Genomic DNA, 12,281 nt, shown 5'->3' with positions numbered 1-12,281 from the left:
TTCTATGTCCCTCGGCGCTGGCTTCTTATTCGATCATTGGATTCAGCAGCTTGAGTAAACATCAACCCGCGCAGGACTCGGTCATCAGGTCCAAGCGATCTGCAAGGGGGCGGCGATTGTAACCGAAATGTGATTTGCGACAAATCACGTGACGATTTAGTCAATACGCCAATGTGTCACAGGTGGCGAAAAGCTGGCTTCGCAACGCGGCGATGGGCCGCGCATAGAGGCGCTCTAGGCTGGAAACGAGTTGAGTATCGGGCAACAAGAGACAGATTCCAGTTGCAGCACCGCCAGCAAGGCGGGCTGCAACCGACAATTGCAGTGCAGGCCCCTACAGCATGAACTTGCCGACCATGGTGTTGAACGACACCGCAAGGCGCGACAGTTCTTGGCTGGAGACGTTGGTCTGGTTGGCGCCCTCGGCGCTCTGCGCTGACAGGTCCTGAATATTCACGAGGTTGCGGTCCACTTCACGCGCGACTTGCGCCTGCTCTTCGGCCGCGCTGGCGATGACCAGATTGCGCTCGTTCATCTGGCTGACGCCTTCACTGATGCGCTCTAGCGCCAAACCGGCTTCGCTGGCCAGCGTCTGGGTGTTGACCGCGATCGCCTGACTCTTGCTCATGGCCTGCACCGCCTCATCGGCACCGTTGCGCACCTGAGTGATCATCGATTCGATCTCGCCTGTAGACACTTGGGTGCGGTGGGCGAGGGCACGAACCTCATCGGCAACTACCGCGAAGCCGCGGCCCTGTTCGCCGGCCCGCGCGGCTTCGATGGCAGCGTTAAGTGCCAGCAGGTTGGTTTGTTCGGCGATCCCGCGAATCACATCCAGCACCTTGGTGATGTCGCGGATCTGCCCGGCCAGCGCGCCGACCCGTTGAGTCGAGTCGTTGATTTCCACGGTCATGGTGTTCATGGCGCTGACTGCCTGTTGCACCTGATGCTGACCCTTGAGCGCATCGTCGGCGGTTTGCGCCGACACTAGCGATGCGCTGGCTGCGTTACGCGCAACTTCCTCAACGGCAGCGGTCATCTGGTTGACGGCGGTCGCGGCCTGCTGAATTTCGTCGTTTTGGCGCTGCAGCCCACGGGTGCTGTCATCGGTCACCACCGTAAGCTCTTCGGCGGCCGAGGCCAGTTGATCAGAGGCACTGGCAATCTGCTGCACGGTGCCTTTGAGGCTGCCCTGCATATCGGACAGTGCCTTGAGCAACTGGCCGGTCTCATCCTCGCCGCCAAGCTTAATGACCTGGGTCAGGTCTCCGTTAGCGACGCGCGATGCGCTTTGCACCGACATGTAGATCGGGCGGGTGATCATTCGGGTAACAATCAAGCCCAACGCGATGGCGCAGATCACTGCGATCAGCGAGCCTACGATCAACACCCACGTCACGTGGCGATCCGTATCGACACCGGCCTGGGTCGATTCGCGGGCCTGGCGCGAATTGGAATCTATGATGATCTTGAGTTCGTCCATGGTCTTGCGGTAGATGGGTGTCACGTTGCTGGCCGCCAGTTTGCTCGCCTGCTCAAGATCACCGGCCTGAATCACGGTCAACGTGCTCTGTACGGCAGCCATATAAGCTGGCCAATCGCGTAGAAAATCTTCGCCCGCCGCTTTTTCGTCAGGCTCCATCGGGGTTTTGAGGTAGATGGCGAAATCGCTGTCAGCCTGGGCCTGGTTTTCCTTGAGTGACTGGATCAACGCGTTGATGTCGTCCGGGCTGGCTTTGAGCGCGCTCAAGCCGATGATCTTGAAAAAGTCGCGGTTGGTGGCGATAACGTTGGCCTTGACCGAATCCACTTTGGCGATTGACAACATGCTGTTATCGACCGTCTCCTGAAACAGGCCATACAGACGTGAGATACCGCTTTGTCCCAGCACGCCCACCACAACGGTGATCAACGCGCACAGGCTAAACGCGAACAGGAGTTTGGACTTGAGTTTCAGATTGGTCAGCCAGGACATGAGCAGTACTCGGGCAGGAGGGAGAGCTGCGACTGAATGTGCCGCTTTCCCTGCATATCGGCGGAAAAATGATGGACTTTACATATTTGGAAACGTCAGTGAATGAACATAGTCGGTGATTGATTCCGGCGCCGGGTGATTTGCAAGCGAGGTTCGAATCTTCTGTGCCCGCTTTCGTGTCCGCTGACCCGCTGAGTGCGTCTGACGTCAATGCGGTCGGGCCGAATCGTCGCGTGCGAAGGGCGCTTTTTCCGATTGCCAACTAAGTTTTAGTTTTACGCTGCCGATACCCCGAACGAGCGGCGTCTTACCGCTTGGCAAGTCGCCTGAGCTTTCAAGTCGTAGCATTGCGGCCATTTGATGTTGGCTGTCATCTGCACTGCGGTATGAAGGCGCCAGGTCGATTCATTATGTAAATGCCCTTGGGCTGATTTTTTCTCCCGTGACAGGAATCTCGATGCTGGCGTGGAACCAAAAAAGCTTTCTGATCGTCGATGATTTCTCCGATTTTCGCAGCTCGGTCAGGTCGATGCTGCGCGAACTGGGCGTCAAGGAAGTGGACACCGCGGATAACGGCGAACAGGCGATCAAGGCCTGCTCGCAGAAGCGTTATGACTTCATCCTGCACGACTTCAATCTGGGCGACGGCAAAAAAAACGGCCAGCAGGTCCTTGAAGACTTGATGACCGACAGGCTGATCAGCCACGAAAGCGTGTTCGTCATGGTTACTGCCGAGAACAGCCAGGCGATGGTCATGAGCGCGCTGGAATGGGAGCCCGATGCTTATCTGACCAAACCGTTCAACCGTGCGGGTCTGGCGCAGCGACTGGAGAAGATCGTTCAGCGCAAGAACCTGCTCAAACCGATCCTGCAGGCGTTGGATCGCGGCAAGCCGACCGAGGTGCTGGCGGCCTGCGTCAACCTGATCCAACAGGACTCGCGCTTGGCGCCCTTATGCCTGCGCTATAAGGCCGATGCGCTGCGTGATCTGAACCAGCACGTTCCGCTGGAAAGCTTTCTTAAATCGATACTTGCCGATCGGCCGCAACCCTGGGCTTATTCGGCGCTTGGCAAACTGTTGTTCAAGGCCGGACGTAACGCCGAAGCGCAGACGGTCTACGAAGACGCCATTCGTGCCTTCAATGCGATGCCGGTGCTGTTCGACGGTCTGGCCGATGTGCTGATCGCCAGTGGCGACCAGCATCGTGCGCAAAAGATGCTCGAGGAGGCGGTTCGTCTGTCGCCGTATGCCGTACGCCGTCAACGACTTCTGGGCAAGTTGGCGCTGGATAACCAGGACTTCGACGGGGCATCCAAAGCGTTTCGCCAAGCCGTGTCCCAGGGCCAGTTTTCGCGCTTTAAGGACCCCGAAACCAACCTCGGGCTGGCGCAGGCCCTGATCAGTCGTGGTGGCGATCGTGGTCTGGACGCGCGCACCCGCGTGGAGATCAATCAGACCCTGGGCGACGTTGCCAAGGAGCACACCAACGACCCAGGCCTGCAGGTGCGTGCACGGCTGATGAAGGCCACCAGTGTGGCCAGCTCCGACCCGGAAATGGCTGCCAAGCTGACCGAGCAGGCCATGGCCCGGCTCGACGGCATGGAACAGTTTCTCAGCGCCGATGCGGCATTAGCCGTGGCCGCGCAGCTCAAACAGTTGGGGCAGGAGTCGGCAGGCGCCGGCATTCTGAAAAGCTGCGCGGAGATCTACGGCGACGACCCGGTGGTCATGCAGAACATCGCCAAACAGACCGACGATCCGCAGATCCTCGGTGCTGGCAAGGCTGCCGTTGACCTGAACATGCAAGGTATTCGCAGCTACCGCGCCGGCAAGCTGGGCGAGGCGCAGGACCTGTTTCGTCAGGCACTGGCGTTGCAACCCAAGAACATCAGTATCGCCTTGAACATGGCGCAGTCGCTGCTGCACGTGGGGGTGCAGAACCTCGATGCCGCCAGCCTGACGGAGTGTCAGGACAGTTTGAAAATGGTGGGCAAGATGCCCGAGACTGATCCCCGTCACGACCGATATCAGAAACTGCGAACCAAGGCATTTGGCCGATGACAGATCGAAATCAGGGGCTGGATTTCTCCATGGTGATTGCCTCCACCGTGCACGACATGAAGAACTCGCTGGCATCGCTGATTCAGGCTCACGGCGAGTGGGTCAAGCAGTTGCCAGAGGCAGATCGCGGCACCTCGAAGCAGGGCGTGATCGATTATGAGTTCGCGCACCTGAACGGCATGCTCGTGCAGTTACTCGGGCTGTACAAGCTTGGGGTGAACCAGCTGCCGTTGCGCCCGGATTACCATGAGCTGGACGACTTCATCGAAGCGCAGCTGGCATTGCATCGGGAAGTGCTGAACAGCCGCGGCATCGCTGCACGCTATGAGGTTGATGATTTCGATTTGCCGGGCTTTTTCGATCGTGAACTGGTCGGGTCGGTGGTCTCGAACGTGCTGATCAACGCCATTCGCTTCGCACGCGAGCAAGTGCTGATCACCGCAGGCCAGGTCGCCGAGCAGGTGGTTATCAGCATCAACGACGACGGCCCCGGATTCCCCGAGCAGATGATCGCGCAGCAGAGCGATTATGTACTGGGCATCGACCAGAGCAGCGGCAGCACGGGGCTGGGTCTGTACTTCGCCGCAAACATCGCACGCCAGCACCAGCGCCAGGGTATGAAAGGGCATATCGAGATCGCCAACGGCGGACAACTGGGCGGCGGATTGTTTCGTATCTATCTGCCCTGAAATACCGCAGGTTACGACGACAAAAAAACCGGCGCGGGTCTGACAAACCTTGCTTCATGACCCGCCGCCTTCGCCACTGTCGCACAGCTCCAGCAGCTCCAGCAGCTCCCACAGGTTCGGTGCCAATCGCATATTTCACAGCGCCGCATTATCTGTAGGAGACGCCGGAGGTTTACGACGGTAGCGAACTCGATTGCTCAAGGTGATTTGAAACGTCGCCTTCGCGGGCAGGCGCGCTTACAGCTTCAAGCCTTGCCCCAACACCACATTCAGCGCACTGCGCGCATCGTCCAGCTGCACCAGCGTGGCGTGGTGGGCGCCCAGAGCGTCGCGGTTTTCAATGGCGGTGAGGATCGCTTTGTGTCTTGGCAGGGCGAGCCCATGCAGGTTAGGGCGCTTGTTGGAATGCTTCAATGCCTCGCGCAACGCCAGCGACAGCATGTTGCACAGGTGTGCCAGCAGGTCGTTGTGGGTCGCGTCAGCGATGCGGCTGTGGAAATCCAGGTCCGGCTGCAACACATCGTCCACCGTCGGTGCCGCTTCCATGCGCTGATAGGCCTCACCTATGCCGGCAACTTCGTCAGCAGTGGCATGCTGTGCAGCCAAGGCAGCGGCGGCCGGCTCAATGATGATGCGCACGCTGGTCAACAGCGCAAAGAACTCGTTTTGCGGAGAGCTTTGCATCATCCAATGCAGTACATCAGGGTCCAGGATGTGCCATTCGCGGCGCGGCTTGACCACGGTCCCCACCCTGGGCCGCGAATACACCAGCCCCTTGGCCACCAATACCCGCGTCGCTTCACGCAGCACCGGGCGGCTAACCGCGTATTCCTCACACAGCAGCGCCTCGGCCGGGAGCTTGTCGTCAGGCTTGAAGCGGCCTGAAACGATCTGCATGCCGATGTCCTGGACAATTCGCGAATGCATGCTTTTGCGGTCAGAGGGCTTACGGTAATCCATGGGGAGCGAGGCGATCCTGAGCGATGAATGCCGCGCATCATAGCATTGGCGGGGAGCAGTGGGCGGGCGTGAAATATTGGGGCGAGAAATCGAATCGACTGATGAAACCCATGCGAGCGACGACTTTCGCAAGACATCGGTCCAGCCGATAGGGATTCATCGACTTTTCCAACTGAGGGCGAATGAAGTCGCTCCAACGGGATCATGTGTCGCGCGACAGCGACCGTGGCAGGCCGCCCGTTAGTGCGAATGCCGCGGCACTTCCGAGCCACGCATACCCACCAGGAAGTCAAAATCACAGCCCTGATCAGCCTGCATCACATGGTCGATATACAGCTGGCGGTAACCCCCGACCAGCAACTGTTTCGGCGCTTGCCAATCGGCAAGACGTGCGGCCAGTTCTGTCTCGGAAACGTCCAGGTGCAGGCGCCCGGTGGCGCAATCCAGTTCGATGTAATCGCCTTCCTGCACCACCGCCAACGGCCCGCCTGCAGCCGCTTCCGGCGCCACGTGCAGGACCACCGTGCCGTACGCCGTGCCGCTCATGCGCGCGTCTGAAATGCGCACCATGTCGGTCACGCCCTGGGCCAGCAGCTTGGCCGGCAGGCCCATGTTGCCGACTTCGGCCATGCCCGGATAACCCTTCGGCCCGCAGTTTTTCATGACCAGAATGCTGTTGGCATCGACGTCCAGATCCGGGTCGTTGATCCGCGCCTTATACATGTCAAAATTCTCGAACACCACCGCGCGACCGCGATGCTGCATCAGCGCAGGCGTCGCTGCCGATGGCTTGAGTACCGCACCCAAGGGCGCCAGGTTGCCGCGCAGTACGCAGATACCACCGTCAGCACGGATAGGATTATCCAGCGCCCTGATCACTTCGTCCTCGCCGTAGATCGGCGAGTTTTTCACGTTCTCGCGCAGGCTTTGGCCGTTCGCGGTCAGAGCGTGCGGATGGGGCAGCAGGCCGGCCTCGTCCATACGCCGCAGCACGGCTGGCAAACCACCGGCGTAGTAGAACTCCTCCATCAGGAAACGCCCGGACGGTTGCAGGTCGACGATGGTCGGCATGCCGCGCCCGAGGCGCGTCCAGTCGTCAAGCTCCAGGTCCACACCGATGCGTCCGGCAATGGCCTTGAGGTGAATCACCGCGTTGGTCGAACCACCGATGGCCGCATTGACGCGAATGGCGTTTTCGAAGGCTTCCTTGGTGAGGATTTTCGACAGGCGCAGGTCTTCATTGACCATCTGCACCGCACGCATGCCAGACATGTGCGCCAACACATAGCGCCGAGAATCGACCGCGGGAATCGCCGCGTTGTGCGGCAGCGAGGTGCCCAGCGCTTCGGCCATGCAGGCCATGGTCGAGGCTGTGCCCATGGTGTTGCAGGTACCCGCCGAGCGCGACATGCCGGCTTCGGCGGAGAGGAATTCGTCTAGGCTGATCTGGCCTGCCTTATACGATTCGTGCATCTGCCAGACGATGGTTCCGGCGCCGATGTCCTTGCCCTTGTGCTTGCCGTTAAGCATCGGCCCGCCAGTGACGACGATGGCCGGCACATCACAGCTGGCGGCGCCCATCAGCAGGGCAGGGGTTGTCTTGTCGCAGCCGGTCAGCAGTACCACGCCATCGATCGGGTTGCCGCGAATCGCTTCTTCGACGTCCATGCTCGCCAGGTTGCGAGTCAGCATCGCTGTCGGGCGCAGGTTTGATTCACCGTTGGAGAAGACCGGAAACTCAACCGGGAAACCACCGGCCTCGATGACACCACGCTTGACGTGCTCGGCGATGGTGCGGAAGTGGGCGTTGCAGGGGGTCAGTTCCGACCAGGTGTTGCAGATGCCGATGATGGGCTTGCCCTGAAACTGGTGGTCGGCGATGCCCTGGTTCTTCATCCAGCTGCGGTACATAAAGCCGTTCTTGTCGGCGGTCCCAAACCATTGGGCAGAACGCAGGACGGGTTTCTTATGGGAATCAGACATAAATCAGCACTCTTATTGTAAGACTAAAGGCTTTGTGTGCTGATTAAAATAGGCTGAAAATCACGTGAGTGGAAGTGTTGTAACGTTAAATAGTAATACTATATAGTCGGCTCAAATCGAGGGACGACCCTGCCAGCCGAGCCATTGCAATCACCGGCACACACGAAGGCCGCGGCGATCCCCGAAGACTTCCATAACAAAAACAACGTGGAGACCGCCTGCATGAGCCAGGAACTCAGGCTTATTCGTCGCATCACCTTGAAACTCATTCCCTTTTTGATCCTGTTGTACCTGATCGCGTACGTCGACCGTTCTGCCGTGGGCTTCGCCAAGCTGCACATGGGTGCGGATGTCGGTATAGGCGATGCAGCGTATGGTCTGGGCGCGGGCTTGTTTTTCATTGGGTACTTCCTGCTGGAAATCCCCAGCAACCTGATGCTCGAGCGCTTCGGCGCCCGGCGCTGGTTTGCGCGGATCATGATCACCTGGGGCGCGATCACCATGGGCATGGCGTTCGTTCAGGGGCCGACCAGTTTCTATGTCATGCGCTTTCTGCTCGGTGCGGCCGAGGCGGGCTTTTTTCCGGGCGTGCTGTACTACATCACCCAGTGGTTCCCGGTGCGCCATCGCGGCAAGATTCTCGGGCTGTTCATCCTTTCCCAACCCATCGCGATGATGATCACAGGCCCGATTTCCGGCGGCCTGCTGGGCATGGAGGGCGTCGCCGGCTTGCACGGCTGGCAGTGGCTGTTCCTGTGCATCGGCGCGCCGGCAATCCTGCTGACCTGGCCGGTGCTGCGTTGGTTGCCGGATGGTCCCAACGATGTGAAGTGGATGGATCCGGTGGAGAAACAGTGGCTGTCCGGTGAGTTGCAAAAGGATCTGGAAGAATACGGCCAGACCCGCCATGGCAATCCGCTGCACGCGCTCAAGGACAAACGGGTTCTGCTGCTGGCGTTGTTCTACTTGCCGGTCACCTTAAGTATCTATGGCCTTGGCCTGTGGCTGCCGACGCTGATCAAGCAGTTCGGCGGCAGTGATCTGGTCACCGGGTTCGTGTCTGCGGTGCCTTACATCTTCGGCATCGTCGGCTTGCTGATTGTGCCGCGCAGTTCCGACCGTTTGAACGACCGCTACGGTCATCTGGCCGTCCTTTATGTGATCGGCGCGTTGGGTCTTTTTTTCAGCGCGTTCCTCAGTGTGCCAGCGCTGCAGCTGGCGGCGCTGTGCCTGGTGGCGTTTTCGCTGTTTTCCTGCACCGCAGTGTTCTGGACCTTGCCGGGCAGGTTCTTCGCAGGCGCCAGCGCGGCGGCGGGAATTGCCCTGATCAACTCGGTCGGCAACCTGGGTGGCTATATCGGACCGTTTGTCATTGGCTGGCTCAAAGAGCTGACAGGCAATCTTGCCAGCGGTTTGTATTTTCTCTGCGGCGTGATGATCGTCGGGTCGATCCTGACTGGCGTCGTGTACCGCGTCCTGGAACGCAAGCACGTGCTCCCGGAATCAAAATTCGCCGCCAGCGCCCGTTCACGCTGACACGCGCTCACCTGTAGCAGCCTGGCTTGGCAGCGTAGCGATCAGCAAGGCGCCCGCCTGCGAGCCGGACAGCTACAAAATTAACGTTTCGTGACCGGGTTGCGCGCACAACACTAAAGGCGTAGCAGTTCGGGTTGCCGTCGGTAGCGATGCACAGACCGCCACCGCAGCAGGCTATGACGTCATTTTCTGGAAAGGAGCATTTCATGCATTTGGTTCAATTCGAATTGGGTAACGGCCAGCGTCGTGTGGGTTTGGTGGACGGCGCGGTGGTACGCGAGGTGCAGGGCGCGGCCAGTACGCGTGACCTGGCGCTTGCCGCCATCGAAAAGAATATCTCTCTCGCGGAACAGGTGGACAGTCTGGGGCTGGGTGACGGTCATGACTATTCCCAATTGCGCGCCGACCTGATGATCCTGCCGCCGCTGGACCACCCGGATCCGGCTCACCTGCTGGTCAGCGGTACCGGCCTGACTCACCTGGGCAGCGCCTCGGCCCGTGACAAGATGCACCAGCATGGCGACGACGAGTCAGCCATGACCGACACCATGCGCATTTTCAAATGGGGTATCGAGGGCGGCAAACCGGCAGCCGGTCAGGTCGGGGTCCAGCCTGAGTGGTTCTACAAAGGCGACGGCAGCATCGTCATTCGTCCTGGCGCGGCCTTTCCACAGCCTCCGTTCTCCGAGGACGCCGGTGAAGAACCCGAGCTCAGCGGCCTTTACGTGATCGGTCACGACGGCAAACCCTATCGCTTGGGGTTCGCCATCGGCAACGAATTTTCCGACCACATCATGGAGCGCAAGAATTACCTGTACCTGGCTCATTCCAAACTGCGCGCCTGTGCGTTCGGCCCCGAGCTGCGGGTCGGCGACCTGCCGCAGCACCTGGCGGGCACCAGCCGCATCCTGCGCGACGGCCAGGTGCTGTGGGAGAAGGAGTTCCTCAGTGGCGAGGCCAACATGTGCCACAGCCTGGAAAACCTCGAATATCACCACTTCAAATACAACCAGTTCCTGCGTCCAGGTGACGTACATGTGCATTTCTTCGGCACCGCGACCTTGTCTTACGCCGACGGCATCAAGACCCGGCCGGGTGATCATTTCGAGATCAGCCAGAGCGACTTCGGCGCACCGCTGATCAACGGCATCGCCTCGACCGAAGCGGTGTTCCAGCCAGGTGGGATCAAGCAGCTCTGATGCGCGATCAGAGCACCGATTTGCAGTGTGCTGATCACCTGTGACCGTCCTGCTTGCCGGCGGTAGCGATGTAAAAGACGCCGCCGGCACATCGTGCAGCCACAGGGTGTCTTGCTCGGCACAAAGAAATTTAGTTGAAGGAATACCCCAAATGTCCCAGATCCTTGGCCACAACTACATCGGCGGCGCACGCAGCGCCGCTGGCTCGACTTTGGTCTACAGCGTCGATGCCAGCACCGGTGAAAAGCTGCCTTACGATTTCCATCAGGCAACCGTAGAAGAAGTGGATGCCGCTGCCAAAGCCGCTGCCGCGGCCTATCCAGCCTACCGCTCGCTCAGTGCAGAAAAACGCGCGCAGTTTCTCGACGCCATCGCCGATGAACTCGATGCACTGGACGACGGATTCATCGCCACCGTCTGCCGCGAAACCGCGTTACCCACGGCGCGGATTCAAGGCGAACGCGGACGGGTGACCGGGCAGCTGCGCCTGTTCGCCAAGGTCCTGCGACGCGGCGACTTCTACGGCGCGCGCATCGACCCTGCGCTGCCGGACCGCAAGCCCGCACCGCGTCCTGACCTGCGCCAATACCGCATTGGCCTCGGTCCGGTTGCGGTATTCGGTGCCAGCAACTTCCCGCTGGCTTTTTCTACCGCTGGCGGCGACACCGCCTCGGCGCTGGCCGCCGGATGTCCGGTGGTATTCAAGGCCCACAGCGGCCACATGGCGACCGCCGAATGGGTCGCCGACGCCTTGCTGCGCGCCGCTGACAAGACCGGTATGCCCAAGGGGGTGTTCAACATGATCTACGGCGGCGGCGTCGGCGAGTGGCTGGTCAAGCACTCGGCCATCCAGGCGGTCGGCTTCACGGGCTCGCTCAAGGGAGGCCGGGCGTTGTGCGACATGGCCGCCGCGCGTGCCCAGCCGATTCCGGTCTTCGCCGAGATGTCGAGCATCAACCCGGTGATCATCCTTCCTCAGGCACTGGGCTCGCGCAGCGAGCGCATCGCTGCCGAACTGGCGGCATCCATCGTCCAGGGCTGCGGGCAGTTCTGCACCAATCCCGGTCTGATCATCGGCCTGCGTTCACCGGCCTTTACCGAGTTCCAGAGACGTCTGGCGTCACAGATCAACGATCAACCGCCGCAAACCATGCTCAACATTGGCACGCTGAGCAGCTACCACCGAGGCGTGAAAGCCTTGCATGCACATGCCGGTATAGAGCATTTGGCGGGCAGCGAGCAGCAGGGCGAGCAGGCCCATCCGCAGCTGTTCAAGGCCGATGTCAGCCTGTTGCTCGACGGTGATGAACTGCTGCAGGAAGAAGTCTTCGGGCCGACCTCGGTCCTCGTCGAAGTTGCCGATCAGGCGCAGCTCGCTGACGCCCTGCTCGGCCTGCACGGTCAACTCACTGCGACGCTGCTGGTCGATGGCGATGACATGCAACGCTTCAGCGAATTGACCGGGCTGCTGGAGCAGAAGGTCGGGCGCATTCTGATCAACGGCTATCCGACCGGTGTGGAAGTGGTGGACGCGATGGTCCATGGCGGTCCGTATCCGGCCACTTCGGATGCGCGGGGCACCTCGGTCGGTACGCTGGCCATCGACCGTTATCTGCGTCCAGTGTGTTTCCAGAACTATCCGGACGAGGCGTTGCCCGACGCCCTGAAAAATACCAACCCGCTGGGGATTCAGCGATTGGTGGACGGGGTGAACACCCGTGAGGCCATCGACGCTTGAGTGGATGACTGCAGCAGCCCACCTTGCTGGCAGCGGCGCTTGCGAGGACGCCACCGCCGGCAAGCCGGATGGCTGCAGAGATGGTGATCATTCCCACGCTCCGCGTGGTACCACCGTTCAGGACGCTCCGCGTTCTTGT

Annotated in this window: 8 protein-coding genes; 5 read left to right on the top strand and 3 right to left on the bottom strand. The window is 60.3% G+C overall.

Translation table 11 applies throughout. From position 1 onward, the window contains the following. Nucleotides 1–334 precede the first annotated feature (334 nt). On the bottom strand, nucleotides 335–1,975 hold the full coding sequence (locus B3I26_RS27685; RefSeq protein WP_296262599.1) for a methyl-accepting chemotaxis protein: 1,641 nt from the start codon (nucleotides 1,973–1,975) through the stop codon (nucleotides 335–337). 457 nt (nucleotides 1,976–2,432) lie between these two features. On the opposite strand from B3I26_RS27685, the gene B3I26_RS27680 reads away from it, so the two are divergent. Together B3I26_RS27680 and B3I26_RS27675 are read left to right on the top strand one after the other, a co-directional pair. Then, complete coding sequence (locus B3I26_RS27680) at nucleotides 2,433–4,037, top strand: response regulator (protein WP_296262598.1); 1,605 nt, start codon at nucleotides 2,433–2,435, stop codon at nucleotides 4,035–4,037. Further along, complete coding sequence (locus B3I26_RS27675; RefSeq protein ID WP_296262597.1) at nucleotides 4,034–4,726, top strand: sensor histidine kinase; 693 nt, start codon at nucleotides 4,034–4,036, stop codon at nucleotides 4,724–4,726. Before B3I26_RS27680 ends, B3I26_RS27675 begins: the two co-directional genes overlap by 4 nt. 237 nt (nucleotides 4,727–4,963) lie before the next feature. Here B3I26_RS27675 and B3I26_RS27670 read toward each other — a convergent pair whose 3' ends face one another. Beyond that, a complete protein-coding gene (locus B3I26_RS27670; RefSeq protein ID WP_296262596.1) occupies nucleotides 4,964–5,686 on the bottom strand; it encodes a FadR/GntR family transcriptional regulator in 723 nt (240 codons plus the stop codon). Between the two features lie 240 nt (nucleotides 5,687–5,926). Then, nucleotides 5,927–7,669: an IlvD/Edd family dehydratase gene (locus B3I26_RS27665; RefSeq protein WP_296262595.1), complete on the bottom strand. Its 1,743-nt coding sequence runs from the start codon at nucleotides 7,667–7,669 to the stop codon at nucleotides 5,927–5,929. 222 nt (nucleotides 7,670–7,891) lie between these two features. On the opposite strand from B3I26_RS27665, the gene B3I26_RS27660 reads away from it, so the two are divergent. The 3 genes from B3I26_RS27660 (at nucleotide 7,892) to B3I26_RS27650 (ending at nucleotide 12,142) form a co-directional block, all read left to right on the top strand. After that, nucleotides 7,892–9,205: an MFS transporter gene (locus B3I26_RS27660; RefSeq protein ID WP_296262594.1), complete on the top strand. Its 1,314-nt coding sequence runs from the start codon at nucleotides 7,892–7,894 to the stop codon at nucleotides 9,203–9,205. A gap of 206 nt (nucleotides 9,206–9,411) precedes the next feature. After that, on the top strand, nucleotides 9,412–10,404 hold the full coding sequence (araD1, locus tag B3I26_RS27655) for an AraD1 family protein (protein ID WP_296262593.1): 993 nt from the start codon (nucleotides 9,412–9,414) through the stop codon (nucleotides 10,402–10,404). Nucleotides 10,405–10,555: 151 nt separating this feature from the next. Next, nucleotides 10,556–12,142, top strand: coding sequence for an aldehyde dehydrogenase (NADP(+)) (locus B3I26_RS27650; RefSeq protein ID WP_296262592.1), 1,587 nt, complete (start codon nucleotides 10,556–10,558; stop codon nucleotides 12,140–12,142). Nucleotides 12,143–12,281 lie beyond the last annotated feature (139 nt).

Origin of the sequence: Pseudomonas sp. UBA5706, from assembly GCF_002419965.1 — a bacterium.
Taxonomy (GTDB): domain Bacteria; phylum Pseudomonadota; class Gammaproteobacteria; order Pseudomonadales; family Pseudomonadaceae; genus Aquipseudomonas.
This window is presented reverse-complemented; position numbering and strand designations above follow the sequence as displayed.